24 protein-coding genes are annotated in these 25,983 nt (G+C 67.4%); 10 read left to right on the top strand and 14 right to left on the bottom strand.

All coding sequences use genetic code 11. The features are described 5' to 3' along the window. Positions 1 to 26 precede the first annotated feature (26 nt). Complete coding sequence (gene alc / locus QZM35_RS09830; RefSeq protein WP_089431218.1) at positions 27 to 1,040, top strand: allantoicase; 1,014 nt, start codon at positions 27 to 29, stop codon at positions 1,038 to 1,040. After that, entirely contained in the window at positions 1,037 to 1,549 is a 513-nt protein-coding gene (locus QZM35_RS09835; RefSeq protein ID WP_089425657.1) for an ureidoglycolate lyase, read from the top strand. The genes alc and QZM35_RS09835 overlap by 4 nt, the downstream gene beginning before the upstream one ends. 81 nt (positions 1,550 to 1,630) lie before the next feature. On the opposite strand, the gene QZM35_RS09840 is transcribed toward QZM35_RS09835, so the two are convergent. Then, positions 1,631 to 2,596, bottom strand: a complete 966-nt coding sequence (locus QZM35_RS09840; RefSeq protein ID WP_089425656.1) for a LysR family transcriptional regulator — start codon at positions 2,594 to 2,596, stop codon at positions 1,631 to 1,633. 151 nt (positions 2,597 to 2,747) lie between these two features. Between QZM35_RS09840 and QZM35_RS09845 the strand changes: the two genes are divergently transcribed. Beyond that, entirely contained in the window at positions 2,748 to 3,152 is a 405-nt protein-coding gene (locus tag QZM35_RS09845; protein ID WP_301775852.1) for a RidA family protein, read from the top strand. A gap of 29 nt (positions 3,153 to 3,181) precedes the next feature. Here QZM35_RS09845 and QZM35_RS09850 read toward each other — a convergent pair whose 3' ends face one another. Beyond that, complete coding sequence (locus QZM35_RS09850; RefSeq protein ID WP_301775853.1) at positions 3,182 to 3,997, bottom strand: aminotransferase class IV family protein; 816 nt, start codon at positions 3,995 to 3,997, stop codon at positions 3,182 to 3,184. Positions 3,998 to 4,130: 133 nt separating this feature from the next. Here QZM35_RS09850 and QZM35_RS09855 point away from each other — a divergent pair, with 133 nt between their 5' ends. Both QZM35_RS09855 and QZM35_RS09860 read left to right on the top strand, forming a co-directional pair. Then, a complete protein-coding gene (locus tag QZM35_RS09855; protein ID WP_089431214.1) occupies positions 4,131 to 5,051 on the top strand; it encodes a LysR substrate-binding domain-containing protein in 921 nt (306 codons plus the stop codon). Positions 5,052 to 5,123: 72 nt separating this feature from the next. Next, entirely contained in the window at positions 5,124 to 5,540 is a 417-nt protein-coding gene (locus QZM35_RS09860) for an ACT domain-containing protein (protein ID WP_301775854.1), read from the top strand. A 100-nt stretch (positions 5,541 to 5,640) separates the two neighbouring features. On the opposite strand, the gene QZM35_RS09865 is transcribed toward QZM35_RS09860, so the two are convergent. Together QZM35_RS09865 and uraH are read right to left on the bottom strand one after the other, a co-directional pair. Beyond that, positions 5,641 to 6,834, bottom strand: a complete 1,194-nt coding sequence (locus QZM35_RS09865) for a urate hydroxylase PuuD (RefSeq protein WP_039342830.1) — start codon at positions 6,832 to 6,834, stop codon at positions 5,641 to 5,643. Between the two features lie 52 nt (positions 6,835 to 6,886). Then, entirely contained in the window at positions 6,887 to 7,240 is a 354-nt protein-coding gene (uraH, locus tag QZM35_RS09870; protein ID WP_011352401.1) for a hydroxyisourate hydrolase, read from the bottom strand. Between the two features lie 521 nt (positions 7,241 to 7,761). Here uraH and QZM35_RS09875 point away from each other — a divergent pair. After that, positions 7,762 to 9,174, top strand: a complete 1,413-nt coding sequence (locus tag QZM35_RS09875) for an 8-oxoguanine deaminase (protein ID WP_301775855.1) — start codon at positions 7,762 to 7,764, stop codon at positions 9,172 to 9,174. 94 nt (positions 9,175 to 9,268) lie between these two features. Here the strand turns inward: QZM35_RS09875 and QZM35_RS09880 are convergent, their stop codons facing one another. Together QZM35_RS09880 and QZM35_RS09885 are read right to left on the bottom strand one after the other, a co-directional pair. Further along, positions 9,269 to 10,198: a LysR substrate-binding domain-containing protein gene (locus QZM35_RS09880; RefSeq protein WP_006762467.1), complete on the bottom strand. Its 930-nt coding sequence runs from the start codon at positions 10,196 to 10,198 to the stop codon at positions 9,269 to 9,271. A 220-nt stretch (positions 10,199 to 10,418) separates the two neighbouring features. After that, on the bottom strand, positions 10,419 to 10,628 hold the full coding sequence (locus QZM35_RS09885; RefSeq protein ID WP_011352399.1) for a dodecin: 210 nt from the start codon (positions 10,626 to 10,628) through the stop codon (positions 10,419 to 10,421). Between the two features lie 135 nt (positions 10,629 to 10,763). On the opposite strand from QZM35_RS09885, the gene QZM35_RS09890 reads away from it, so the two are divergent. Further along, a complete protein-coding gene (locus tag QZM35_RS09890) occupies positions 10,764 to 11,657 on the top strand; it encodes an NAD(P)-dependent oxidoreductase (RefSeq protein ID WP_301775856.1) in 894 nt (297 codons plus the stop codon). A 66-nt stretch (positions 11,658 to 11,723) separates the two neighbouring features. Here the strand turns inward: QZM35_RS09890 and QZM35_RS09895 are convergent, their stop codons facing one another. The 4 genes from QZM35_RS09895 to QZM35_RS09910 all read right to left on the bottom strand — a co-directional run bounded on the left by QZM35_RS09895 (position 11,724) and on the right by QZM35_RS09910 (position 15,103). Beyond that, entirely contained in the window at positions 11,724 to 12,170 is a 447-nt protein-coding gene (locus tag QZM35_RS09895; RefSeq protein WP_027784713.1) for a hypothetical protein, read from the bottom strand. A gap of 333 nt (positions 12,171 to 12,503) precedes the next feature. Further along, on the bottom strand, positions 12,504 to 12,935 hold the full coding sequence (mscL, locus tag QZM35_RS09900) for a large conductance mechanosensitive channel protein MscL (protein WP_006487991.1): 432 nt from the start codon (positions 12,933 to 12,935) through the stop codon (positions 12,504 to 12,506). Between the two features lie 232 nt (positions 12,936 to 13,167). Then, positions 13,168 to 14,334, bottom strand: a complete 1,167-nt coding sequence (locus QZM35_RS09905) for a M48 family metallopeptidase (protein WP_089425648.1) — start codon at positions 14,332 to 14,334, stop codon at positions 13,168 to 13,170. 88 nt (positions 14,335 to 14,422) lie between these two features. After that, complete coding sequence (locus QZM35_RS09910) at positions 14,423 to 15,103, bottom strand: PspA/IM30 family protein (RefSeq protein ID WP_059233905.1); 681 nt, start codon at positions 15,101 to 15,103, stop codon at positions 14,423 to 14,425. A gap of 444 nt (positions 15,104 to 15,547) precedes the next feature. Here QZM35_RS09910 and QZM35_RS09915 point away from each other — a divergent pair, with 444 nt between their 5' ends. Beyond that, positions 15,548 to 18,064: a penicillin-binding protein 1A gene (locus QZM35_RS09915; protein ID WP_089425647.1), complete on the top strand. Its 2,517-nt coding sequence runs from the start codon at positions 15,548 to 15,550 to the stop codon at positions 18,062 to 18,064. A gap of 87 nt (positions 18,065 to 18,151) precedes the next feature. Here the strand turns inward: QZM35_RS09915 and QZM35_RS09920 are convergent, their stop codons facing one another. The 4 genes from QZM35_RS09920 to mfd all read right to left on the bottom strand — a co-directional run bounded on the left by QZM35_RS09920 (position 18,152) and on the right by mfd (position 24,605). Then, a complete protein-coding gene (locus QZM35_RS09920; protein WP_089425646.1) occupies positions 18,152 to 18,583 on the bottom strand; it encodes a DUF3574 domain-containing protein in 432 nt (143 codons plus the stop codon). 145 nt (positions 18,584 to 18,728) lie between these two features. Then, positions 18,729 to 19,748, bottom strand: a complete 1,020-nt coding sequence (locus QZM35_RS09925) for a threonine/serine dehydratase (protein ID WP_301775857.1) — start codon at positions 19,746 to 19,748, stop codon at positions 18,729 to 18,731. A gap of 60 nt (positions 19,749 to 19,808) precedes the next feature. Beyond that, on the bottom strand, positions 19,809 to 21,029 hold the full coding sequence (argE, locus tag QZM35_RS09930; protein WP_089425644.1) for an acetylornithine deacetylase: 1,221 nt from the start codon (positions 21,027 to 21,029) through the stop codon (positions 19,809 to 19,811). Positions 21,030 to 21,134: 105 nt separating this feature from the next. Beyond that, complete coding sequence (gene mfd / locus QZM35_RS09935; RefSeq protein WP_089431209.1) at positions 21,135 to 24,605, bottom strand: transcription-repair coupling factor; 3,471 nt, start codon at positions 24,603 to 24,605, stop codon at positions 21,135 to 21,137. A 107-nt stretch (positions 24,606 to 24,712) separates the two neighbouring features. Here mfd and ispD point away from each other — a divergent pair, with 107 nt between their 5' ends. Continuing rightward, complete coding sequence (ispD, locus tag QZM35_RS09940) at positions 24,713 to 25,423, top strand: 2-C-methyl-D-erythritol 4-phosphate cytidylyltransferase (protein ID WP_089425642.1); 711 nt, start codon at positions 24,713 to 24,715, stop codon at positions 25,421 to 25,423. A gap of 27 nt (positions 25,424 to 25,450) precedes the next feature. Further along, a complete protein-coding gene (gene ispF, locus QZM35_RS09945; protein ID WP_089431208.1) occupies positions 25,451 to 25,936 on the top strand; it encodes a 2-C-methyl-D-erythritol 2,4-cyclodiphosphate synthase in 486 nt (161 codons plus the stop codon). Positions 25,937 to 25,983 lie beyond the last annotated feature (47 nt).

Genomic DNA, 25,983 nt, shown 5'->3' on the forward strand with positions numbered 1-25,983 from the left:
TCGTCTCACTGAAACAAGGAAACATCATGGCTGTTCCGCTTCTCGATCCCAACGCACCCGACTTCACGCGGCGCTACGTGAACCTGGCCGACCCGCGTCTCGGTGCGCAGGCGCTCGAAGCCAGCGACGATTTCTTCGCGCCGAAGGACCGGATGCTGAACCCCGAGCCGGCCGTGTTCATCCCCGGCAAGTACGACGACCACGGCAAGTGGATGGACGGCTGGGAAACGCGCCGCAAGCGCACGACGGGCTACGACTGGTGCATCGTCAAGCTCGCGCGCCCGGGCGTGATCAAGGGCTTCGACATCGACACGAGCCACTTCACCGGCAACTTCCCGCCGGCCGCGTCGATCGAGGCCGCGTTCGTGGCCGACGGCGCGCCGACGCATGCGACCGAGTGGATCGAGATCGTGCCGTCGACGACGCTGCAGGGCAACAGCCATCACTACGTCGAAGCGAGCGATGCGCGCGCCTTCACGCACCTGCGCGTGAACATCTATCCGGATGGCGGCATTGCACGCCTGCGCGTGTACGGCCAGCCGCAGCTCGACTGGGCCGGCGCGAGCGCGACCGAGCAGTTCGATCTCGCGGCGATGGAAAACGGCGGGTACGTGGTGGCCGCGAACAACCAGCACTTCGGCGTCGCGTCGAACCTGCTGCTGCCGGGCCGCGGCGTGAACATGGGCGACGGCTGGGAAACCCGCCGCCGCCGCGAACCCGGCAACGACTGGGCGATCATCGCGCTCGCGCAGCCGGGTGTGATCCGCAAGATCGAAGTCGATACCGCGTTCTTCAAGGGCAACTACCCGGACCGCTGCTCGATCCAGGCCGCGTACGTGTCGGGCGGCACGGACAGCTCGCTGATCACGCAATCGATGTTCTGGCCGGTGCTGCTCGGCGAGCAGAAGCTGCAGATGGACAAGCAGCACTACTTCGAACAGGACATCGCGTCGCTCGGCCCCGTCACGCACGTGCGACTGAACATCATTCCGGACGGCGGCGTGTCGCGCCTGCGTCTGTGGGGGACGCTCGACAAATGAAGACGCTTGCCATCGAACCGCTGACCAAGGAAGCATTCGCGCCGTTCGGCGACGTGATCGAAACGGAAGGGGCGAAGCAGATCCCGATCAACCTCGGCACGACGATCCGCTTTCACGATCTCGCGAAAGTCGACGTGACCGATGAAGGCGGCCGCACGCTCGTCAACCTGTTCCGCGGCCAGCCGCGCACGCTGCCGTTCGAAGTGAAGATGCTCGAGCGGCACCCGCTCGGCAGCCAGGCGTTCGTGCCGCTGAACGACCAGCCGTATCTCGTCGTCGTCGCGCCCGCGGGCGATCTCGATCCGGCGAAGATCCGCGCGTTCGTGACGAGCGGCTGGCAGGGCGTCAACTATGCGAAGGGCGTGTGGCATCACCCGCTGATCGCGCTCGGCGGCGTCAGCGACTTCATCGTCGTCGATCGCGGCGGCGACGGCCTGAACCTGAACGAGCAGGACCTGCAGGAATCGCTGTGGCTCACCGACGAGGCGCTGCACGCGCTGACGGCCTGAGTCGCCGGCGTTTCTGCCGGCGTCCGACGAAACCCGCGCATCATGCGCGGGTTTTTTTATGTGCGACGAGTTCGGCGAGATTCAGGTCGCCGCGTTTTTGCGCGTGTCGCGCGAGCGGCCGGCGCCGCGACGCCGGTTCGCAACCGGTGCATGCTGCGCCATCAGTTCGGCGACCCACTCGATGAATACACGCAGCTTCGCGCTGACGTGCCGGTTCGGCGGGAACGCGACGTACATCGGCATCGGTTCGAGTTGCCATTGCTCGAACAGCGGCACCAGTTCGCCGCGGGCGCGATGCGCGCCGGCCATGTAGTCGGGCAGCCACAGAATGCCCAACCCGGCGAGGCCGGCCTCGAGGTACGCATTGCCGTCGTCGACCGCGAGCACGTAGCGTCCGCGCACGGTGACCTGCTCGCCGTCGCATGCCATCGAAAACGGCAGCGCCTTGCCGGTGCGCGCCCACAGAAAACCGACGATTCGGTGATGCGTATCCTCCAGCTCGTCCGGATGCGTCGGCGTGCCGGCGCGTGCGAGGTAAGCCGGCGACGCATACACGCCGAGCCGCAGGTCGCCGACGCGCCGCGCGACCAGCGAGCGGTCGGTCGGTTCGCCGCCGCGCACGACGCAGTCGACGTTCTCGCCGATCACGTCCACCACGCGGTCGCTCACGCCCATGTCGAGCTGGATGTCCGGATAGCGCGCATGGAACGCGGGCAGTGCGGGGATCAGGATCAGACGCGCGAACGGGCTCGGCACGTCCACGCGCAGCCGCCCGCGGGGCGACGCGGAAGCCGCGGACAGGCTCGTTTCGGCATCGTCCATGTCGGCCAGCAAGCGCACGACGCGATCGTAGTACGCGGCGCCGTCCGCGGTGACGACGACCTTGCGCGTCGTGCGGTTGAACAGCTTCACGCGCAGCCGTGCTTCGAGCTGCTGCACGAGTTGCGTGACGGTGGTGCGGCTCATGTGCAGCGTCTCGGCCGCCTTCGTGAAACTGCCGGCTTCCACCACGCGGGCGAACGCCTGCATTGCGTCGAATCGATCCATCGGGTCAGGGCTCCGCGTCGGTCGGAATTGTTTGGTGCGTGCAAACAGTGTTGGACAGGGTTGCCGGTTTATTCGCCGTGCAACGATCCCTAAAGTGCCTTCATCGTTGATGCCGGGGCGGCTTCGCCCCACCAACCGAAGGAGGTAGGGGATGGTAAAGCGTAGCGTGGTTTTCCCGCCCGGTCGCCGGGCACTGTACGACCGCAACCGCTATTCGCCGGCAGTGCGCTCGAACGGCTTCCTGTTCGTGTCCGGGCAGGTCGGCAGCCGTGAGGACGGTTCGCCGGAGCCGGAACTGGGTGCGCAGGTCCGCCGCGCGTTCGACAACCTGAATGCGGTGTTGCGCGCGGCCGGTTGCACGTTCGACGACGTCGTCGACATGACGGTGTTCCTCGTCGACCCTGAAGCGACGTTCGAGCGGATCTGGGAGATCGTTCCCGAATACTGGGGCGACGCGCCGCATCCGACGCTGACCGCGGTCGGCGTGACCTGGCTGTATGGGTTCCAGTTCGAGATCAAGGCGATCGCGCGGCTGCCGGAGACGGTCGACGGGTGAGCAGGGCGCGCGGCGCGTGGCGGCGCGCGTCACGGCGCGACGGGCGGCTCCTGTTCGTATGCGCGATGCAGCAGCGCGACGAACGACGATGCGTCGGGCAGTGTCGTCGCGCCCAACCGTCGCACGGCGATCCCGGGCGTCCACGAATTCATCACGACGGCGCCGGCCATCGACGGCAGGTCGGCCGGCGTCAGTTCGCGATCGTGCTGCGCGACCCCCAGGCGCGCCAGTTGCCGGCGCACGATGCGCATCGTGACGCCGCCGAGCATGTCGGCCACCGGCCACACGACCGCGTCGCCGGTCCAGAACGCGAGATTCCAGATCGAGCCTTCGCTGATGCGCCCATGGCGATCGACGAAGGCCGCATCGTCGAAACCCTGCGCGATCGCGCGGCGCAGGAAGTGCGTCTTCGCGACTTCGCCGACGTGCTTGATGTCCGGCAGCACGCGCTCGTATTCGAACAGCGCAAGATCGAGCGGGCCCGCGGGCCCCGACGACGGCGCGGCGGTGCGGACCAGCACGTCGAGCGTTTCGTCGTCGCGCGGCGCGACGAATTCGCCCGTCGTCGCATGCACGGTCGCCGTCAGCGACAGCGCCGACGGCGCGCGCTCGAGCGCGGCGCGCAGGAGCGTGCGAATCCGGTCGTCGGGCAGGGCCTGGCCGAACAGCGTGTTCGACGCATCGCGCAGCCGCGCGAGATGCAGGTCGAGGCCGCGCACGTGGCCGTCGCGTACCTGCATGGCGGTGAAATGCGCGTGGCCCGCGAACGCGAGCGCGGCGAGCGCGTCGGGCGTGGCGGCGACGCCGTTGATCTGGGCGACGGACGGGAATGATGCAGCGGTCATCGGCGACTCTCCAGGTTGGCCGCGGGCACGGGGCGGCGCGCGACATCTTCAAGAAAGCCTATTGTTTGCCGATTGATGCTGTCTTGAAAAACGAGTAGTTTTGGAACGGTCATCAAATCCGGTTTGAAGATCGATGGAACGCATGTGGCCCGGTACGCGCGCGCTGAGGACGTTCGATGCAGCGGCGCGGCACCTGAATTTCTCGCGAGCGGCCGACGAGGTCGGGCTGACGCCGGCGGCCGTCAGTCACCAGATCAAGGAAATCGAGGCGCAGCTCGACATGGTGCTGTTCGTCCGCACGAGCCGCAGCATCCGGCTGACGCCGGCCGGTGTCGTGCTGGCTGCCGCGGCCGCTGATGCGCTGGCGGGCCTGCAGCGCGCGACTGCCCGGGCACGGCGCGTCGCACGAGAGCAGACGGAGTTGCGCGTGTCGGTCGGCGCGCGCTTCGCGACGCACTGGCTGCTGCCGCGCCTGCCGCGTTTCAGGGTCGAACATCCAGCGTTCGAGCTGTCGTTCGATATCACCGACCGGTTGCGCGATTTCGATGACGACGACGTCGATGCCGCGATCCGCTTCGGCACCGGGCGTTATCGCGATGCGTGCGCGCAGCGCCTGTTCGATACGTCGGTCGTTGCGATCTGCAGCCCCGCGCTGTTGTCGGCCGGGCCGCCGTTGCGCAAGCCGCGCGACCTGCTGCGCCACACGCTGTGCCACGTGGACTGCGAAGTCGATGGCGTGACCTGGCCGCGCTGGTCCGCATGGATGGCCGCTGCCGGCATCGACGGTTTCGACGACAGGCGGTGCGTCGCGTTTCCGGATTCGAGCCACGTCGTGCAGGCCGTGACGGATGGCACGGCGGTCGGGCTGGCGGAGCCGCACATGATCGCGCGCGATCTCGCCGAAGGGCGCGTCGTGCAACTGTTCGACGTGAACGTCGACGTGGCGCCGGGGCTCGCCTATCACGTCGTGTATCCGGAGCACACGCAGGACGATCCGCGCATCGTCGCATTGCGCGACTGGCTCGCGGATGAAGTCGCGACGATGCACGCGTAGCGGTGACGGGGGCGCGTGCTATCGTGCCCGCATCTCCACCGCGCGATGCCCGATTCCGGGCATGTTCCTCCGATGAGCCAACCTGAAAACGACCTGGCGATCCTGCTGAGCACGATGCAGCCCGAACTGCATCCGGGCGCGTTCGCCTTCGTATCGCTGCCGACCGGCGCAGACGTATCGTTATCCGAAGTGATCGCAACGTTTCGCGAAGCGGAGGGGCTGACCGTCGTGGTCGAAGAGGAGACGGCGGGGCGTCATGGCTGGTCCGTGCTGTTCCGTGCGGCCTGGATCACGTTGACCGTGCATTCCGACCTTGCGGCTGTCGGCCTCACGGCGGCGTTCGCACGCGCGCTCGGCGCGGCCGGCATCAGTTGCAACGTGATGGCGGCTGCCTGCCACGATCACATCTTCGTGCCTTTCGACGACGGCCCGCGCGCACTCGATGCGCTCGTCGCGCTCCAGCGCGACGCGATGCGCGGTAAGCGGTGAGCGCTGGCAACGCCTCTGCAGCACGCGAAAAAAAACGGGCCCGTAACGGGCCCGCGAACGGAAAGGATTGCGCCGGAACACGACCACGGCGCACGGCGGCTTACTTGTTCGCGCCACCCTCGAACCACGCGGCGAGCTTCGTGCGCTCGTCGTCGGTCATGTGCGTGACGTTGCCGATCGGCATCGCCTTCAGGCGCACGGCCTGTTCATAGATACGCTGCGCGTTCTTCGACACTTCGTCCGGCGTGTCGAACATCACGCCTGCGGGCGCGCTGCCCATCAGCGTCGGCTTCGCCGAGTGGCACTCGACGCAGCGCTGCTGCAGGATCGGCATGATGTCGTTGATCACGACCTTCGGCGCGTTCGCGGCCTGCGCTTCCGGCGCGACCGGCTTCGGCGTCGTCCAGACCAGTGCGCCGGCCAGCAGCGCGACGCCGCCGATCGGCAGGTACCACAGCTGCTTGCCGCGGTGGCGCATCACGAAGAACTGGCGAATCAGCGCGCCGGCCAGCATGATCAGCACGAGCACGACCCAGTTGAACTTGTTCGTGTACGTCATCGCATAGTGGTTCGACAGCATCGCGAACACGACCGGCAGCGTGAAGTACGTGTTGTGCACCGAGCGCTGCTTGCCACGCTTGCCGTAGATCGGGTTCGGCTCTTCGCCCTTGAGCATCTTGTCGACCATCTTGCGCTGGCCGGGGATGATCACGAAGAACACGTTCGCCGACATGATCGTCGCGAGCATCGCGCCGACGATCAGGTAGGCGGCACGACCCGCGAAGATGTGGCACGCGAGGTACGCGGCGGCGACCACGTAGATGCCGACGCAGATGCCGAGCACGCGGTCGTTGGTGCCGAGGATGCGGCACAGCGAGTCGTAGACGATCCAGCCGGCCGCGAGGAAGCCGAGTGCGGACGCGACGGCGACCACCGGGCCCATGTCGAGCACGCTCTTGTCGATCAGGTACGTGTTCGGTGCGAGCAGGTACAGCACGAAGAACAGCGAGAAGCCCGACAGCCAGGTCGTGTACGACGGCCACTTCGACCAGTGCAGGTCATCCGGCATTTCCGGCGGGGCGACCGTGTACTTCTGCATGTTGTAGAAGCCGCCGCCGTGGACGTGCCACAGCTCGCCGAACACACCGCGCTTGCGCTGGTTCGGGTCGGTCGGCGGTTTCAGGCTGTTGTCGAGCGCGACGAAATAGAACGACTCGCCGATCCACGCAATGGCGACGATGACGTGCAGCCATCGCAGCGCGAGGTTCAGCCAGTCGGTGATGAAGCCTTCCATGAAACTCCTCCAGACTCAAATCGTTTGTTTGATGCGGGCGCTGATTCGAATGTCAGCTGCCGCGATAGGTGCTGTACGACCACGGCGACACGAGCAGCGGCACGTGGTAGTGCGAGCCGGTGTCGGCGATGCCGAAGCGGAGCACGACGCGATCGACGAAACGGGGTTCGGGCACCTTCACGCCGAGCGACGCGAAGTAGTCGCCGGCATGGAACACGAGTTCGTATTCGCCGGCGGCGAGCGCGGCGCCTTCGAGCAGGGGTTCGTCGCAGCGGCCGTCGCTATTGGTCAGCACGGTCTTGATCGCGCGGCGCGATTCGCCGTCCAGCGCGTAGAGGTCCACCTTGATTGCAGCGCCGGGACGGCCGTGCGCCGTATCGAGTACGTGGGTAGTGAGCTTTCCCATTCGTTGTGTCCTTGTGTGAATGCGAGGTTCGGCGGCGACTCGATCCATTGACTGTGCGGCGGATCGAGGCTCCACGTCACGTGGCTACATACCCGTCGGCGAGATTGAAGCGAGCGCCGTGCAGGCATTGTAAAAAGGTTCCCCGCGCAAATACGGGCGCGATATCAAAGATAATGCGCCGCGCATGAGCGGCTGTCGACGGCACGCCGGAGACGGTTTCCGGTGGGCTTCCGGCGGGCATTTCGGGCCGGCGGCGGGGCGTTGCGCGGCGTACCATATCGAAACCGTGAAACGCGGTATTCCGGATCGCGCATTGTGTGCGGCGCGCGCTTGGGCGATCCTCCCGCCGTGCGCGTCGGCCCGTGGCCTGCGCGTACCCCGAAGACGGCGAGCACGCCGGGTAACCGGGCCAGGGCGTTCGAACGGACGCAGGCACCGGAGCGTGCCGCGATTCAGCGTTCGAACGGCTGTGTGACCGCTCCCAGGATCCGCCCCTGGGGGCAGACCGACGCGGAGAACGCATGAACCTCGAGCAGCACGCTGGCGCACGCGCGCCGAACCCCTCCTCATCCCGCCCGACAACCCTGCTGGTCAAGCACGCCGACGTGCTCGTGACCATGGACGACACGCGTCGCGAGCTGCGCGATGCGGGGCTCTACATCGAAGACAACCGGATCGTCGCGGTCGGTCCGACCGCCGAGCTGCCCGAGACGGCCGACGAAGTGCTCGACCTGCGCGGCCACCTCGTGATCCCGGGGCTCGTGAACACGCACCACCACATGTATCAGAGCCTCACGCGCGCGGTGCCGGCGGCGCAGAACGCCGAGCTGTTCGGCTGGCTCACGAACCTGTACCGGATCTGGGCGCACCTGACGCCCGAGATGATCGAAGTGTCGACGCTCACCGCGATGGCCGAGCTGCTGCAGTCGGGCTGCACGACGTCGAGCGATCATCTGTACATCTATCCGAACGGCAGCCGCCTCGACGACAGCATCGGCGCCGCACAGCGGATCGGCATGCGTTTTCACGCGAGCCGCGGTGCGATGAGCGTCGGCCAGCGCGACGGTGGGCTGCCGCCCGATTCGGTCGTCGAGCGCGAGCCCGACATCCTGCGCGACACGCAGCGCCTGATCGAGACCTATCACGACGAAGGCCGTTACGCGATGCTGCGCGTGGTCGTCGCGCCGTGCTCGCCGTTCTCGGTGAGCCGCGACCTGATGCGCGACGCGGCCGTGCTCGCGCGCGAATACGGGGTGTCGCTGCACACGCACCTCGCGGAGAACGTCAACGACATCGCGTACAGCCGCGAGAAATTCGGGATGACGCCGGCGGAATATGCGGAAGATCTCGGCTGGGTCGGCCACGACGTGTGGCACGCACACTGCGTGCAGCTCGACGATGCGGGTATCAGCCTGTTCGCGCGCACCGGCACGGGCGTCGCGCACTGTCCATGCTCCAACATGCGGCTCGCGTCGGGTATCGCGCCGGTGAAGAAGATGCGTCTCGCGGGCGTGCCGGTCGGCCTCGGCGTCGACGGCTCCGCATCGAACGACGGCGCGCAGATGGTCGCGGAAGTGCGGCAGGCGCTGCTGTTGCAGCGGGTCGGTTTCGGGCCCGATGCGATGACCGCGCGCGAAGCGCTCGAGATCGCGACGCTCGGCGGTGCGAAGGTGCTGAATCGCGACGACATCGGCGCGCTGAAGCCCGGCATGGCCGCGGACTTCGCCGCATTCGACCTGCGCCAGCCGCTGTTCGCGGGCGCGCTGCACGATCCGGTCGCGGCGCTCGTGTTCTGCGCGCCGTCGCAGACGGCGTACACGGTCGTGAACGGGAAGGTGGTGGTAAGGGAGGGACGTCTGGCGACGCTCGACCTGCCGCTTGTCATCGCGCGTCACAACGCGCTCGCGCAGGCACTGGTCGAGGCATCGCGCTGAAGGAAGGCTGGCGCCATCCGGCGGCCGCGTTGCCGCCGGGCAGGCCGCCGGCTGTCGCCACGCCGCGCCGAAACGGCGCGTGCGGCCCGCGCCGTTACGCTTCGATCAGCGTGCGGGTGGCTTCGGCGACGAGGCTGCGCAGCCAGCGCACTTCATCGGAGTAGTGGCAACGCTCGTGCCACAGCTGGTAGTACTGCATCGGCGGGAAGTCGAGCGGCGCCGGCACGACCGACAGCGGCAGGAACTTCGCGTAGTGATCGGCGAACAGGCGCGTCGTCGTGAAGATCAGGTCGGACTTCACGAGCACGTACGGTGCGAGGTTGAAGTACGGCAGCGTGACGACCACGTGGCGCTTGAGCCGTTCGCGCGCGAGATGCACGTCGATCGCGCCGCGCTGGCCGACCGAGTACGGCGTCGGCGCGAGATGCGGGGCGTTCAGGTACTGATCGAGCGTGAGCCCGCCGCGCTTCGCGAACGGGTGCGTGTTGCTCATCAGGCAGACGATTTCATCGACGAACAGGTTCGACAGGTGCAGCTGCTCGGGCGGCTCGGGCCAGTTGCCGACGACGATGTCGAGCTTGCCGTCTTCCAGCGCGAGCTCGTAGTCGAACGCGGGGCCGAGCGAATGGAACTCGAGCGTCGCGTTCGGCGCGGCCTGGCGGAAGCGCTCGACCACGGTCGGCACGAACAGCACGTTCAGGTAGTCGGGGCAGCCGATCCGGTAGCAGCGGATCGACGTGGCCGGGTCGAAATTGTGCTGCTGGAACTTGATGCGCTCGATTTCACGCAGCGCGTTCTGCACGGGCTCGAGCAGGCGCAGCCCGTATTCGGTCGGCACCATGCCGGATTTGCCGCGCACCAGCAGCGGATCGCCGGTGATGTCGCGCAGGCGCCGCAGCGCGGCGCTGATCGCCGGTTGCGACTGGTTCAGTTTGACGGCCGCGCGCGTGACGCTGCGCTCCATCAACAAGGTGTGCAAGACGCGCAAGAGGTACGTGTCGATCGCCTCGCGTTGCTGACTCATGTTATCTCCGGTTTATATGGCTGGGCTGATCGAGGGGTGGGGTGGGTATATTGTTTTTAATATGAACGAAAATCAGCGTCAAGAGATGGATACCCGCAGGTACCCGCCGGCCGGGCCGCGACAAGGGGCCTGAACGGGGGCGAAGTGAAGCGCGCGGCGCCGCGCGGAAGCGCGTTGCACGGATCCGGTCAGCGGCGCGGCGTGTGATGCAGGGGGCGCGTCAGTCGTCGATGCGCATGCCGACCTTCAGCGTGACCTGCCAGTGCACGACCTGGTCGCCTTCGATGTGGCCGCGCGTTTCGGTCACCTGGAACCAGTGCAGGTTGTGCAGCGTCTTGCCGGCTTTCGAGATCGCGTTGCGGATGGCGTCGTCGCTCGATTGCTTCGACGAACCGGTCAGCTCGATCATCTTGTACACGTGGTCGCTCATGATGCGCTCCCTGGGATGTCGGTATGGATGGCCGGCGCAAGCCGTGGTCCCGAAGCGGCGCCGCGCGTGCCCGGCTTCTTGAGTGATAGGTATGATGGGCGGCAAGTTCAACCCATATCGGAGACGAGGAGCATCGTGGAAGTCGGATTTTGCGGACCGGGATTGATGGGCGCGCCGATGATTCGGCATTTGCTGGCGGCAGGGCATCGGGTCAGCGTGTGGAATCGCTCGCGCGACAAGGCCGAGGCGCTCGTGAAGGACGGCGCGCAGGTGCTCGGCACGCCGCGCGAACTGGCGGAGCGCGTCGAGACGGTATTCGTGTGCGTGCTCGACGGCCGCGCGGTGGGCGATGTCGTGTTCCGCGAGCACGGCCTGCTCTCCGGCGATGCGCGTGCGCGTCGCCTGCAGCGCATCGTCGATCATTCGAGCATTGCGCCCGCCGCTACGCGCGATTACGCGGCGCGTGCAGCCGCGCTCGGCGTCGGCTGGGTCGATGCGCCGGTGTCGGGCGGCGTGCCCGGCGCGCAGGCCGGCACGCTCGCGGTGATGGCCGGCGGCCGCGCGGCCGATCTCGACGCGGTGCGGCCGCTGATCGACGCGTATGCGTCGCGGATCACGCACATGGGCGACGCGGGGGCGGGGCAGACGGCGAAGCTGTGCAACCAGGCGATCGTCACCGCGACGGTGACCGCGATCGCCGAGGCCGTCGGTCTGGCGCAGGCGAGCGGCATCGATGCCGCGCGGCTCGCCGAAGCGCTGGCCGGCGGCTGGGCCGATTCGGTGCTGCTGCAGACGTTCGTGCCGCGCATGACGTCGGGCGGCCATGCTCCGATCGGCGCGCTCAGCACGTTCCAGAAGGACGTCGATGCGATCGCCGACGCGGCGCGCGACACGGGCGCCGTGATGCCCGTATCGGCCACCGTGCAGCAGGTGTTGCGGCTCGGCGCCGCGCAAGGGCTCGCCGGTGCCGATTTCGCCGCATTCATCGACATCGTGCGACCCGGCAACGAGCGTCAGCAGGTGTCGTGACGGGTAAGCGAGGCGCGTGAATGACAGATGGGCCACCCGAAGGCGGCCCATCGATCGGCAGGGTGATTAGCCGAGGGAGCGTGGTGTCGTGTCGCCGGCGTTCTGGCGACCGAGCCCGCCGCGCAGGCTCGCTTTCGTGCCTGCACCAAACTCGGGCAGGATGCGCGCACGCGCACGGCTGGCAAACACGAGGAAGCCGAAGCCGTTTGCTTCATACCAGTATCCGCCGTTCTCGAGGCCGTCCAGCGGTTGCTCGAGCGCGTTGGCGATCGATTCGATGCAGCGCTTGCGCAACTCGGCGATGGCGGGATAAGGCGGCTGGGCGCCGCGTACGCTGCACAGGAGCACGTCGAGACCGGGCAGCACATGTGCGTACAGGACGGGTTCGTCCTGCGCACGGGCGCGGGCAATCTTGGTGTCGAGCTGGGCAAACGGTTTCGAGTGGCGCAATACCGCGAGGAATGACTCCTGGCCATCCTGCTGGGCACGCCGACGTTTTTTCGGGAAGGACATAAACACTCGCCTCAAAAACAATTGCAAGAAATGCGGCACTTTCATGCGACCCACTCCCGGCTATGTACGCCGCATGTCGATCCTTTATAGCACACGAAAATGCTGCCTTCGTGCAGTACGACGATCAATGTCTCCCGTCGACCTGCTCGCCATGATCGACACAGCCAGCGTCTTGGCGCCCGTACTGTCGTTTAGTCTCCATCATAGACCTGCTTTCCCCGCGCGTGCATTCGCCCGTCACAAAAAAGTGAGATAGGCCGCATGCGGCGGTGCATCGCGCGCGCAATAAAAAGGCCCGCACGAGGCGGGCCTGGCTGGCGGGGCGCTGGGCGATCAGCGCTGCTTCAGCGAATCGCGGATCTCGCGCAGCAGCACCGTGTCTTCCGGCGTCGCGGCCGGTGCGGCTTCTTCCGGCTTGCGCAGCTTGTTGATGAATTTCACCATCAGGAAAATGATGAACGCGAGGATGACGAAATTGATTGCCACCGTGATGAACGAGCCGTAGCCGAATGCGGCGACACCCGCGGCCTGCAGGTCCTTGAACGAATCGGGATTACCCTTGAACGTCGGGGGGATGGTGCCGAGCAGAACGAACTTGTTCGAGAAATCCAGGCCGCCGGTCAGCACGCCGATGACCGGCATGATGAGGTCTTTCACGACCGAGTCGACGATCTTCGAGAACGCGCCGCCGATGATCACGCCGACGGCGAGATCCATGACGTTGCCCTTGACGGCGAACTCCTTGAATTCCTTGATGATGCTCATGAGCGGCTTTCTCCTGTTTGGGGCGAGAGGAGGCGTGCCGCGACGCGCAGGGATGCAGAGCGTCGAATGAGGGTCGGTGGCACGCCGATGGCCGCATGATAGCGAACGCTCCCCATTGCCGGTAGTCCATCTTGAAATGATTGACAAATCCGCGCGTCGGCGCGGCCGGCCCTGCAGGGGAGCGTGGCGTGCAATGCAGCGCGTCGCGGGGGCGTCGACGCGCTGCGTAGCGTCAGGTGTTGTCGTCGGTCCAGCCGTCGTCGTTGCTGCCGAGATCCATGCCGCCGCCGCCGCCGTTGCCGTCGCTCCAGTTCGAACTGTCGCCGCGGCCGAGGTCGAAGCCCGGGTCGTTCTCCTGCCGGCGGCGCTCGCCGTCGACGATCACGTCGCGTTCGACCACGCGCTCGCGGCCACCGGACATCGCCTCGCCGAGCAACACACCGGTCAGCAACCCGCCCATGCCGCCGCCGAACCCGCCGCCGCCTTGCTGGATCACCACCGGCGGTTGCTGTTGCGGGTAGGGCTGCTGAGGATACGGCTGGCCTTGCGCGCCCGTCATGCGATCGGCTTCCTGCGCATACACGGAGCCGCTGCCGTTCGCCGGTGCCGCGGGTTGCGCGGCCGGGTCGGGACGGCCTTCGACGCGTGCCTTCACGCTTGCATGACGCTGTTCGAGTTCATCGACGCGATACGGCGGCACCGGGTTCTTGCCGTTCGACAGCGTTTCGACGAGCGTGCGCGCATCGGTCTCTATCGCTTCGAGTTCGCCCGTGAGCGCCGCGGCGCCGGGCGCCGTCGACAGCTTCGCGTCGAGCTTCAGCGGGCGGATGTCGTTCAGCACGTCGGTGGCGCGCTTGAGCTGCGTGCGGCGTTCGTCGTCGGCGCGGCTGTCGTCGGCCGTGCGTGCGCGCCGCAGCGTCCAGCGCAGCACCAGCGCGATCACCGCGGCAATCAACCCGAAGCCGATCCACATGCCGGTCGACGGGCCGTGTTTTTCGGCCGGCGCGACAGCGGGCGCGAGCCCCGGCTGCAGCGTCCCTGCCTGCGTGGCCGACGGCACGTTGCCGCTCACGCGCGCGGCGTCGGCGCGGATGCGCGACTCGGTCTGCGCGAAGCGCGATGCGTCGGTGAACTTGAGTTGCGGATCGAGCGACTTCGCGCGCTGCAGCTGCTCGAGTGCGTCGGACGCGCGGCCCTCGCGGTCCAGCACCTGTGCGTACAGGTAGCGCGCATGCGCATTGTTCGGATGGGCGTCGATGACTTGCGACAGCTGCGTGTCGGCTTGCTGCCAGTTGCGTTGCGCGATCGATTGCTCGACCTGCTGCAGCGACGGGACCGCAAACGCGGCGGACGACAGCACCATCAGCGAGAGGCCGAGTGCGGCGAGAGATTTCTTCATGGTCGAACCGGGCGCAGGCGCCCGTCTCCTGACGATCGGTTCGCGCCGCGCCCGGGGCGGGCGGCGGCGCGGTTGCCCGCAGTGGCCGTTACTGCGCGGGCGTGTCGAGCTGCTTCTTCAGCGCGGCGAGGCGATCCTCGACCGACGGGCCCTTGTTCAGCGCGGCGAGCTTGTCGTCGAGCGCCTTGCCGCTCGACGTGTCGGCCGAATTCAGGCGCGCGTCCGAGCGGGCGTTCTGCAGCGCGACCTTGTCCTCGAGCTTCTGGAAGTCCTCGGACAGGTTCTTGCCGCCGATGCCGCCCAGGGCGCTGGCCGCGACGTCCTTCGCCTGCGCGATTTCCTGCTTGGCCTGCAGGATGTTCGAGCGTGCATTCAGGTCGTTGCGGCGCTGACGCATGTCGGCGATCTGCCCCTTCAGCTTGTCGACCGACGGCTCGAGCGTCGTCAATTCGGCTGCGAGCGCGTCACGCTCGGCTTCCGCGTTCGACTGCGCGGCGAGGGCCTCGCGGGCGAGCGCTTCGTCACCGGACTGCAGCGCGCGCTTCGCGCCGTCCTCGTACTTCTTCACCTTGTCGTCGGCCGCATCGCGCTTGCTGCGCTGGGTCGCGACCTGTGCCTCGATCTCGATCAGCGAATTCTCGGCACGGCCGATGCTGTCGTCGAGCTCCCGCACGATCTGCCGTGCGTCGCGCGACGGATCCTGTACCGAATCGGCCGCATCGTTCAGCAGGCCTTTGATCGTGCGCGAAACAGAGTCGAAAAGCGACATGGAATCCTCCGTGGTTGAAAGGCGCCGCGTGAGAGCGGCAGTGCCCGTTGCGAGCCGGTTCCGACCCGCATGAGCCGGCGGATATTACACCACCGGTTCACTTAAATACGGCTTAAACGCGCGAGTTCAAGCGGCTTGCGCATCACGATGTCGAACCTTTCGCGACTGAAAGAAAGCCGGCGCGTGCGCGCGATATTGCGTGTCCATGATAGGCAGAGGATGCCGACAATACGTTCCTTAAATCACGGCATTGCGGGAATTTTTACAAAAAATCGCGAAGGCACCCGGTCGATTTCATTAAAATGCGCTGTCACGTCGCGGGAACGGATCGCCGCGCGGCGGGGGCTGTCGACGTGACAGCCGCATCACGCTGTATCCGCTCTGATTCATTCGCCTGCATTTCCGCATGCGTCCGAGGGCGCCACGACCGCCCGCCATTCCGACATGCCAATTATCAAACGACCGCCTTCTTCTTCCGACAGGAACGAACCCCACTACACGCTGCGCCGTTCGCCGTCCGGAGCCTATTACCCCGATGACGACGATCGCGACGACGACCGCCGCACCCAGCGCAGCGGCGGCGGAGGGCGCGGTCGCTCGTTCGGCTCGCGCGTCATGCTGTGGTTCGCCGGCCTCATCGCGACGCTGGCGATCGTCGGCGCGCTGATCGTCGGCTACGCGCTGGTCGTGATGGCGCCGCAACTGCCGTCGCTCGACGCGCTGACCAACTACCAGCCGAAGGTGCCGCTGCGCGTGTTCACGGCCGATCATGTGCTGATCGGCGAATTCGGCGAAGAGCGCCGCAGCCTCGTGCGCTTCCAGGACATTCCGGACGTGATGAAGAAGGCGGTGCTCGCGATCGAGGACTACCGCTTCTACGAACACGGCGGCGTCGACTTCGTCGGCATCCTGCGCGCGGGTGTCGCCGACCTGATGCACGGCGGCGCGCGCCAGGGAGCGAGCACGATCACGATGCAGGTCGCGCGCAACTTCTTCCTGTCGAGCGAGAAGACCTACACGCGCAAGATTTACGAAATGCTGCTCGCGTACAAGATCGAGAAGGCCCTGACGAAGGACCAGATTCTCGAGCTGTACATGAACCAGATCTATCTCGGCCAGCGCTCGTACGGCTTCGCGGCCGCCGCGCGCGTGTATTTCGGCAAGGACCTGAAGGACATCACGCTCGCGGAAGCGGCGATGCTCGCGGGGCTGCCGAAGGCGCCGTCCGCGTATAACCCGGTCGTCAATCCGAAGCGCGCGAAGGTGCGCCAGGAATACATCCTGAAGCGCATGCTCGAGGTTGGCTACATCACGCAGCCGCAGTACGACGAGGCCGTGAAGGAGGAGATCCACGTGCGCACGCCGGGCAACCAGTACGCGGTGCACGGCGAGTACGTCGCCGAGATGGTGCGGCAGATGATGTACCAGCAGTACAAGGACGAAACCTATACGCGCGGGCTGACCGTCACGACGACGATCAACTCGTCCGACCAGGAAGCCGCGTACCAGGCCGTGCGTCGCGGCATTCTCGACTACGAGCGCCGCCACGGCTATCGCGGGCCGGAAGCGTCGATCAAGCTGCCGGCGGCCGGCGACGACCGCGACGAGGCGATCGACGACGCGCTCGCCGATCACCCGGACAACGGCGACCTGCAGTCGGCGGTCGTGCTGTCGGCATCGCCGAATGCGGTCGAGGTGCAGTTCGTCGGCGGCGCGACCACGACGATCGGCCCGGCCGGGCTGCGCTTCGTGGCGGGCGCGCTCAGCCCCCGCGCGAACGACACGCTGCGCATCAAGCCGGGCTCGGTCGTGCGCGTGCTGAAGGACGGCAAGACGGGCTGGCAGGTCGTGCAGCTGCCGCAGGTCGAAGGCGCGCTCGTCGCGATCGCGCCGCAGGATGGCGCGATCCGCTCGCTCGTCGGCGGCTTCGACTTCAACAAGAGCAAGTTCAACCACGTGACGCAGGCCTGGCGGCAGCCGGGCTCGTCGTTCAAGCCGTTCATCTACTCGGCGTCGCTCGACAAGGGGCTCGGGCCGGCGACGATGATCAACGACGCGCCGCTGTACTTCCCGCCGAGCGTGCCGGGCGGCACCGCCTGGGAGCCGAAGGACGACGACCAGCCGGACGGCCCGATGACGATGCGCACCGGCCTGCAGCGTTCGAAGAACCTCGTGTCGATCCGGATCCTCGCGTCGATCGGTACGCAGTACGCGCAGCAGTACGTGACGCAGCGCTTCGGCTTCGATCCCGCGAAGACGCCGCCTTACCTGCCGATGGCCCTCGGCGCGGGCCTCGTGACGCCGCTGCAGCTCGCGACCGGCTATGCGGTGTTCGCGAACGGCGGCTACAAGGTCGATCCGTACCTGATCGCCGAGGTCGACGACGCACGCGGCCAGGCGCTGCAGAAGTCGCAGCCGGTGCTCGCGGGCAGCACGGCGCCGCGCACGATCGAAGGCCGCAATGCGTACGTGATGAACAGCCTGCTGCATTCGGTCGCGACGGCCGGCACGGGCGCGGGCACCAACGCACTGGGCCGCAGCGACCTGCAGGGCAAGACGGGTACGACGAACGACGCGAAGGACGGCTGGTTCGCCGGCTACCAGCAGTCGCTCGTCGCGGTCGCGTGGATGGGCTTCGACCAGCCGAAGAGCCTCGGCAGCCGCGAATTCGGCGCACAGCTCGCATTGCCGATCTGGGTGAACTACATGCGCACCGCGCTGAACGGCGTGCCCGAGCAGCAGATGCCGATGCCGGACGGCCTGACGTCGATCGACGGCGAGCTGTACTACGCCGATCGCACGCCGGGCAATGGCTTCGTCGCGAACGTCGACATCAACCCGGCCGAGAATTCGATCAGCGCGAACGATGCGCTCGGCTCGGCTGGCGCGGCGGGGCTTGCGCCGCCGCCCGTCACGCCGCAGGAGAAGCAGCAGATCATGGACATGTTCGAGAGCAAGTAAGCGGCACGCCGCGGTTCCGGCATGCGACGGGCGCCTTCGGGCGCCCGTTTTTTTTGCGCGAATGGCCGGCGGACGGAGAAGGGGGAATCAGAACGATGCGCAGGCCGGCACGACCGTCATGCCGACCGATTGCTGGTGAAAGCGCTGCATATACGCTTGCCGGATCGCGGCGAGCCGCGTGCGCGTATCGGGCGTATCGTCGGCGATGATACGGATCACGAAGCTGTCTTCGCGCGTGATCCCGCCGCTTGTCTGGTCGCGCCACTGGCCGTGTGTGTCCCAGTAGGTGAGGCCGTCGGGGAACCGTGGTGTGACCGTGTCGGCGAGGAATGCCGCGCGCTCCGCATCGGTGACGGGGCCGCGCCCCGTGATGTCGCGCCCGAACAGCAGGTCGGCCTGCAGCATGCGGTTTTCGCCGGGCTGCGTGCAGGCCGGGGGGGCGTCGACGACGGGCGACGGCGGTGCCGCGCAACCGGCGAGCAGGGCGATCGCCATGGCGCAGGCGGCCAGCGGCCGCATCTGCCCATTTCGTGACGATCGACCTCCGCGCGTGCAAAACGCTGCGCGCTCAACCACTTGCGTGCTTGTCCGGCGGGTTATCAACAGGGCTGTCAACATAATCTGGGGATAACCCTAGGTTCGTCCGCGCGTGCCCGATGTGGGGTCAGTGCTTCAGTGTCGCGTGCGCGAGATGCATGCCGAGTGTGGCCGGGTCGGTACTGGTGCCCGATAGCAGCACGCCGACGCGCTTGCCCTGCAGCGTTTCGCGCAGCGGGCCGAGCAGGGCGGCCAGCGCAGCCGCGCAAGCCGGTTCGACCGACAGTTTCAGCTGCGAGAACAGGAACAGCATCGCGGCCCGCAGCGCGTCGTCGGACACGGTGACGATGCGGTCGACGTGGCGCCGGCACAGCTGGTAGCTGTATTCCTCGGTATGCGGCGCCATCAGCGAATCGGCGATCGTCTGCATCGCGCTCATCTTGATCGTGTGATTCGCCGCGAAGCTGCGGCTCATCGCATCGGCGCCTTCCGGTTCGACGCCGTACACGTGCACACGCGGATTCGCGAGCCGCAGCGCGGTCGCCATGCCGGCCGCGAGCCCGCCGCCGCCGATCGGCACGATCACCGCGTCGAGGTCAGGCGTCTGGGTCGCCCATTCGTAGCCGAGCGTCGCGGTGCCGAGGATCGTGTGATAGCCGTTGAACGGATGGATGAAGAAGCGGCCTTCCTCGGCCTCGATCCGCCGGACCAGATCGAATGCCTGCGATGCGCTGCCGGCCAGCACGACTTCCGCGCGGTACTGCTTGCACTGCGCGATGCGCGACGGGCTTGCGGTATGGAACATCACGACCTTGGCGCTGCTGCCGAGCCGCATCGCCGCGTACGCGACGGCCGGCGCGTGATTGCCGGCCGATACGCAGGTGACGCCGGCGTTCCTGCGCGCCTCGTCGAGCGCGAGCAGGTGCGTGAATGCGCCGCGCGCCTTGAAGCTGCCGCTGACCTGCAGCAGCTCGAACTTGAAGTTGACGTGCGTGCCTTCAAGCGATGGCAGGTCGGCGCGTTCGAACACGGGCGTGCGCACGACCCACGGCGACAGCGCGAAATGCTGCGCGGCGATTTCGTCGAGCGTCGGGATCGGCTCGCCGTCGATCGTCGTATGGGCGGCGCCCTGTTGTTCAGTCGACATGACGTGGCGGGTGGCGGAGTGGGCCGGCCCGCACACGCGAGCCGGCGTGGCGGGAGGCAGTCAGTGTGCGTCGACCGACATGCTGCGGATGAACTTGCGCAGGAACTGTTCGCAGCCGGCGAGCTGCGCGAGCTCGACATATTCGTTCGGCTTGTGCGCCTGCTCGATGTTGCCGGGCCCGCACACGACGCTCGGGATGCCCGCGCGTTCGAACAAGCCGGCCTCGGTGCCGTACGCGACCTTGCGCTTGTCCTGGTCGGCCGTCAGCGCGCGCACGAGCTGCGTGATCGCGGCCTGTTCGGTGGCGTCGAGGCCGGGCGCCGCGGCGATCTTCGAGAACTCGATCGCGGCATTCGGATGCTCGCGCAGCATCTGCGGCAGCAGCGTGTCCCGTGCATACGCTTCGATGCGCGTGAAGATCTGCTCGGGATCGAGCGTCGGCAGGTTGCGGAACTCGAAGTCGAAGCGGCACTCGGCCGGCACCGTGTTGATCGCGTTGCCGCCCTGGATCGTGCTCGTCTGCGCGGTCGTGAACGGCACGTCGTACAGTTCGTCGAACGGGCCTTCGGCGCGAAAGCGGTCGGCGATGTCGCGGATGTGGCAGATGAGGCGCGCCGCATACTCGATCGCGTTCAGCCCCTTCGGCGTCAGCGACGAATGCGCCGCGTGGCCGCGCACGCAGCAGCGGTAGGCATTGATGCCCTTGTGCGCGATGATCGGCCGCATGCTGGTCGGCTCGCCGACGATGCAGCCGGACGGCTGCACGCCGCGCTTGACCAGATCCGCAATCATCAGCGGCGCGCCCGCGCAGCCGATTTCCTCGTCATAGGACAGCGCGAAATGGATCGGCTTCGCGAGCTTCGTCGCCTGCATCTCGGGCAGCAGCGCGAGCGCGGCGCCGATGAAGCCCTTCATGTCGCAGGTGCCGCGGCCGTACAGGCGGCCGTCGCGGATCTCCGGCGCGAACGGGTTGCTGTCCCATTGCTGGCCGTCGACCGGCACGACGTCGGTATGCCCGGACAGCACGATGCCGCCGTTCGTCGAGCCGTCGTGCGCGGGCACGGTGGCGAACAGGTTCGCCCAGCCTTCACGCGGATCGTGCGTGATCGTCGATGCGATGCCTTTCGCGGCCAGCGCGTCACGCACCGTTTCGATCAGGCCGAGGTTCGGCACGCGGCTCGTCGTGTCCATCGACACCAGTTGCTTGATCCAGGGCAGGCTGACGAGCGACGCTTCGCCTTGGGGTGCGGCGGACGGCGCTGTCGCGTCGAGAGTGGACATGGCAAAACTCCGTCTGATGAATGGGAAAATCATACTCAAAAACGCGTCGGCCCGCCCGCGCCGGGCGCAGTGCGGTGCAGCAACGCCGCACCTGTCGCTAGCGCGTCAGCGCACCGCGGCAGCCGCTCCCTGCTTGGGTCCGAGCGCGCGCAGCGTTTCCTTGATCGTCGACACGCGGATCGCGAGATCGGGCGAGCGCGTCTCGATGCGCAGCTTGTCCTGGCCCGCGAGCTTGATGTGCCGATGCTTCTGCACCATCTCGATGATCCGCATCGGATCGATCGGCGGATTCGGCTCGAACTGCAGCCCGATCGCCACCTCGCTCGCGTCGATCTTCACGATGCCGAGCGGCTTCGCGGCGATCCGCAGCCGGTGCGTCTCGACGAGCGCGTGCGCCTGCGGCGGCAGCTTGCCGAAGCGGTCGATCAGCTCTTCCTGGATGCCGTCGATCGCGTCGCCGTGTTCGCAGTTCGCGAGCCGCTTGTACAGCGACAGCCGCTCCTGCACGTCCGCGCAGTAGTCGGCCGGCAGGATCGCCGGCGCATGCAGGTTGATTTCCGTCGTCGCAGCGAGCGGGGCGGTGAGGTCGGGCTCCTTGCCGTTCTTCAGCGCCTTCACCGCGTCGTTCAGCATGTCGGTATAGAGCTGGAAGCCGATCTCGTGGATCTCGCCGGACTGCTTGTCGCCGAGCACTTCGCCGGTGCCGCGGATCTCGAGGTCGTGCATCGCGAGATAGAAGCCCGAACCGAGTTCCTCCATCTGCTGGATCGCTTCGAGCCGGCGCTGCGCCTGCTTGGTCAGCGCCTGCGGATCGTGGACCAGCAGGTACGCATATGCCTGGTGGTGCGAGCGGCCGACGCGGCCACGCAGCTGGTGAAGCTGCGCGAGGCCGAACTTGTCCGCGCGATGCATGATGATCGTGTTCGCGCTCGGCACGTCGATGCCGGTCTCGATGATGGTCGTGCACAGCAGCACGTTCGCGCGCTGCGCGACGAAATCGCGCATCACCCGTTCGAGTTCGCGTTCGTGCATCTGGCCGTGCGCGATCACGATGCGTGCTTCGGGTACGAGCGCCTCGAGCATCGCCTTGCGGTTCTCGATCGTCTCGACCTCGTTGTGCAGGAAGTACACCTGGCCGCCGCGCTTCAGTTCGCGCAGCATCGCCTCGCGGATCACGCTTTCCTCCTCGCGGCGCACGAAGGTCTTGATCGCGAGCCGCTTCTGCGGTGCCGTCGCAATCACCGAGAAATCGCGCAGCCCTTCGAGCGCCATCCCGAGCGTGCGCGGGATCGGCGTCGCGGTGAGCGTCAGCACGTCGACTTCCGCGCGCAGCGCCTTCAGCGCTTCCTTCTGGCGCACGCCGAAGCGGTGTTCCTCGTCGATGATCACGAGGCCGAGGCGCTTGAACTGCACGTCCGACGACAGCAGCTTGTGCGTGCCGATCACGATGTCGACGCTGCCTTCGTTGATCTGCGCGATCGCGGCATTGACTTCCTTCGTGGTCTTGAAGCGCGACAGCTCGACGATGCGCACCGGCCAGTCCGCGAAGCGGTCGGCGAAGGTCTGCGTGTGCTGCTCGGCGAGCAGCGTGGTCGGCGACAGCAGCGCGACCTGCTTGCCGCCCAGCACCGCGATGAACGCGGCGCGCAGCGCCACCTCGGTCTTGCCGAAGCCGACGTCGCCGCACACGAGGCGGTCCATCGGCTTGCCGCTCGTCATGTCGCCGATCACGGCGGCAATGGCGGCCGCCTGGTCGGGCGTTTCCTCGAAGCCGAAGCTTTCCGCGAACTTCACGTAGTCGCGCGGATCGAGCGAGAACGCATGGCCTTCGCGGGCCGCGCGGCGTGCGTAGAGGTTCAGCAGCTCGGCGGCGGTATCGCGGATCTGCTGCGCGGCCTTGCGCTTCGCGCGTTCCCACTGGCCGGAGCCGAGCGCGTGCAGCGGCGCGCTGTCGGGATCGGCGCCGCTGTAGCGCGAGATCACGTGCAACTGCGCGACCGGCACGTAGAGCTTGCTGTCGCCCGAGTATTCGAGATGCAGGAATTCGGTTTCGCCTTCGCCGAGATCCATCGACACGAGGCCCATGTAGCGGCCGATGCCGTGCTGTGCGTGGACGACCGGGTCGCCGACCTTCAGCTCCGACAGGTCGCGCACCATCGCGTCGACGTTGCTCGCCTGTTCCTGCCGGCGGCGGCCCGTGCGGCGGCCGAGGGCGCCGTACAGCTCGGTTTCGGTGACGACCGCGTAGCCTTCGCCCGGCACCGCGAAGCCGTTCGCGAGCGGCGCGACGCCGAGCGCGAAACGTGCGTCGCTCTCGAGCCAGCCGGCGAAGTGGTCGTTCGACGCGGGGCGCAGATGGTGTTCGGCGAGCAGTTGCAGGATCGTCTCGCGGCGGCCGGCCGATTCGACCGTCAGCAGCACGCGCTTGCCCGACGATTCGACGAACGTGCGCAGCGACGCGAGCGGATCGTCGGCATGGCGGTCGACGGTGAGCTCGGGCAGCGCCGTCGCCCAGCCGCCGGCCGGCTGCGCGGGCAGCACGACGCGGGCGAACGGCTTCGCGAATGCGAAGAAATCCTCGTCGGACAGGAACAGGCGCTGCGGCTCGAGGATCGGCCGCTCGCGATCGTGCGCGAGGAACGCATGGCGCTGCTTCGTGTCGGCCGTGAAGCGGCGGATCGACGCCTCGAGATCGCCGGTGAACACGAGGTGCGCATCCTGCGGCAGGTAGTGGAACAGCGTGGCGGTTTCGTCGAAGAACAGCGGCAGGTAGTACTCGATGCCGGCCGACGGCACGCCGTTGCCGATGTCCTTGTAGATCGGCGCGCGGCTCGGGTCGCCTTCGAAGGTCTCGCGCCAGCGGCTGCGGAAGGCCGTGCGCGCGGCTTCGTCGAACGGAAACTCGCGGCCGGGCAGGAGGCGCACGTCGCGTACCGGGTAGAGGCTGCGCTGCGTGTCCGGGTCGAACGCGCGGATCGAGTCGACCTGGTCGTCGAACAGGTCGATTCGGTACGGCAGCGGCGAGCCCATCGGGTACAGGTCGATCAGCGAGCCGCGCACGCAGTATTCGCCGGGCCGCACGACCTGGCTCACGTGCTCGTAGCCGGCCAGCGTGAGCTGCGCCTTCAGCTTCGCCTCGTCGAGGCGCTCGCCCTGTGCGAACGCGAACGTGTACGCGGCCATGAACGACGCGGGCGGCATCCGGTACAGCGCGGTGGTTGCGGGCACGAGCAGGATGTCGCAGCGGCCCTCGCCGAGGTCGTGCAGCGTGGCCAGCCGCTCGGACACGAGATCCTGGTGCGGCGAGAACGTGTCGTACGGCAGCGTTTCCCAGTCCGGCAGCAGGCGCACGCGCGCGTCGGGCGAGAAGTAGCGGATTTCCTGCGAGAGCCGCTGCGCGTCGACCGCGTTCGCGCAGATCACCGCGAGGAGCGGCACGTCCTGGCGGTTGTCGGCGAGATAACGGGCGATGGCGAGCGCGTCGGCGGAACCATGCGCGCCGTCGAAGGCGAAGCGCTGGCCGGGCTTGACGCGGGCAACGGGCGAGGCGGACGGGGTGGAAGCGTTATCTGGCATAGGGACGACAGGGGTGGCGTGCACGGGCGCATCGCGGTGCGCCGGTCGAGACGAAAGACCTATTATAAAATCCGCTTCTCGATTTCATCTTTCCGGCGTTTCCCTTCGTGACTCCCCGACTTTTCGCCCTGATTCCCTGTGCCGGCACCGGCAGCCGCTCCGGCTCGGCCGTGCCGAAGCAATACCGCACGCTGGCAGGCCGCGCGCTGCTGCATTACACGCTTGCCGCGTTCGACGCGTGCAGCGAATTCGCGCAGACGCTCGTCGTCCTCGCGCCCGACGATTCCCACTTCGATGCGCGCCGCTTCGCGGGCCTGCGCTTCGCGGTGCGCCGCTGCGGCGGCGGCTCGCGTCAGGCGTCGGTGCTGAACGGGCTGCTCGAACTGGCCGAATTCGGCGCGACCGACCATGACTGGGTGCTGGTGCACGACGCCGCGCGCCCGGGCATCACGCCGGAGCTGATTCGCACGCTCGTCGCGACGCTGAAGGACGATCCGGTCGGCGGCATCGTCGCGCTGCCGGTGGCCGATACGCTCAAGCGCGTGCCGGCCGGCGGCGACGCGATCGCGCGCACCGAGTCGCGCGACGCGCTGTGGCAGGCGCAGACGCCGCAGATGTTCCGCATCGGCATGCTGCGCGAGGCGATCCTGCGCGCGCAGCGCGAAGGGCACGACCTGACCGACGAGGCGAGCGCGATCGAATGGGCTGGCCATACGCCGCGCGTCGTGCAGGGCAGCCTGCGCAATTTCAAGGTCACGTACCCGGAAGATTTCGCGCTCGCGGAAGCGATCCTCGCACGCTCCTCGAACGCTTCCTGACTTTCACCCCTCACAATCGGAATACGCATGGATTTCAGAATCGGACAAGGCTACGACGTGCACCAGCTCGTCGAGGGGCGCCCCCTCATCATCGGCGGCGTGACGATTCCGTACGAACGCGGCCTGCTCGGCCACTCGGACGCGGACGTGCTGCTGCACGCGATCACCGACGCGCTGTTCGGCGCGGCGGCGCTCGGCGACATCGGCCGCCACTTCTCCGACACGGACGCGGCGTTCAAGGGCGCCGACAGCCGCGTGCTGCTGCGCGAGTGCGCCGCACGCGTCAAGGCTGCCGGCTTCACGATCCAGAACGTCGACAGCACCGTGATCGCGCAGGCGCCGAAGCTGGCGCCGCATATCGACGGGATGCGCGCGAACATCGCGGCCGATCTCGGGCTGCCGCTCGATCGCGTGAACGTGAAGGCGAAGACCAACGAGAAGCTCGGCTATCTGGGCCGTGGCGAAGGGATCGAGGCGCAGGCCGCCGCGCTGCTGGTGAAGCAGGGCGGCTGACGCCGGGCGGCGGCGCGCGGTTCGCCCGCTGCGCTGCGCCGCGCTGC

The sequence above is a fragment of the Burkholderia sp. AU45274 genome, assembly GCF_030482505.1.
Classification (GTDB): domain Bacteria; phylum Pseudomonadota; class Gammaproteobacteria; order Burkholderiales; family Burkholderiaceae; genus Burkholderia.

Coding starts and splice junctions, on each gene's coding strand:
- alc (WP_089431218.1), top strand. CDS start 27: ATGGCTGTTCCGCTTCTCGATCCCAACGCACCCGACTTCACGCGGCGC.
- QZM35_RS09835 (WP_089425657.1), top strand. CDS start 1,037: ATGAAGACGCTTGCCATCGAACCGCTGACCAAGGAAGCATTCGCGCCG.
- QZM35_RS09840 (WP_089425656.1), bottom strand. CDS start 2,596: ATGGATCGATTCGACGCAATGCAGGCGTTCGCCCGCGTGGTGGAAGCC.
- QZM35_RS09845 (WP_301775852.1), top strand. CDS start 2,748: ATGGTAAAGCGTAGCGTGGTTTTCCCGCCCGGTCGCCGGGCACTGTAC.
- QZM35_RS09850 (WP_301775853.1), bottom strand. CDS start 3,997: ATGACCGCTGCATCATTCCCGTCCGTCGCCCAGATCAACGGCGTCGCC.
- QZM35_RS09855 (WP_089431214.1), top strand. CDS start 4,131: ATGGAACGCATGTGGCCCGGTACGCGCGCGCTGAGGACGTTCGATGCA.
- QZM35_RS09860 (WP_301775854.1), top strand. CDS start 5,124: ATGAGCCAACCTGAAAACGACCTGGCGATCCTGCTGAGCACGATGCAG.
- QZM35_RS09865 (WP_039342830.1), bottom strand. CDS start 6,834: ATGGAAGGCTTCATCACCGACTGGCTGAACCTCGCGCTGCGATGGCTG.
- uraH (WP_011352401.1), bottom strand. CDS start 7,240: ATGGGAAAGCTCACTACCCACGTACTCGATACGGCGCACGGCCGTCCC.
- QZM35_RS09875 (WP_301775855.1), top strand. CDS start 7,762: ATGAACCTCGAGCAGCACGCTGGCGCACGCGCGCCGAACCCCTCCTCA.
- QZM35_RS09880 (WP_006762467.1), bottom strand. CDS start 10,198: ATGAGTCAGCAACGCGAGGCGATCGACACGTACCTCTTGCGCGTCTTG.
- QZM35_RS09885 (WP_011352399.1), bottom strand. CDS start 10,628: ATGAGCGACCACGTGTACAAGATGATCGAGCTGACCGGTTCGTCGAAG.
- QZM35_RS09895 (WP_027784713.1), bottom strand. CDS start 12,170: ATGTCCTTCCCGAAAAAACGTCGGCGTGCCCAGCAGGATGGCCAGGAG.
- mscL (WP_006487991.1), bottom strand. CDS start 12,935: ATGAGCATCATCAAGGAATTCAAGGAGTTCGCCGTCAAGGGCAACGTC.
- QZM35_RS09905 (WP_089425648.1), bottom strand. CDS start 14,334: ATGAAGAAATCTCTCGCCGCACTCGGCCTCTCGCTGATGGTGCTGTCG.
- QZM35_RS09910 (WP_059233905.1), bottom strand. CDS start 15,103: ATGTCGCTTTTCGACTCTGTTTCGCGCACGATCAAAGGCCTGCTGAAC.
- QZM35_RS09915 (WP_089425647.1), top strand. CDS start 15,548: ATGCCAATTATCAAACGACCGCCTTCTTCTTCCGACAGGAACGAACCC.
- QZM35_RS09920 (WP_089425646.1), bottom strand. CDS start 18,583: ATGCGGCCGCTGGCCGCCTGCGCCATGGCGATCGCCCTGCTCGCCGGT.
- QZM35_RS09925 (WP_301775857.1), bottom strand. CDS start 19,748: ATGTCGACTGAACAACAGGGCGCCGCCCATACGACGATCGACGGCGAG.
- argE (WP_089425644.1), bottom strand. CDS start 21,029: ATGTCCACTCTCGACGCGACAGCGCCGTCCGCCGCACCCCAAGGCGAA.
- mfd (WP_089431209.1), bottom strand. CDS start 24,605: ATGCCAGATAACGCTTCCACCCCGTCCGCCTCGCCCGTTGCCCGCGTC.
- ispF (WP_089431208.1), top strand. CDS start 25,451: ATGGATTTCAGAATCGGACAAGGCTACGACGTGCACCAGCTCGTCGAG.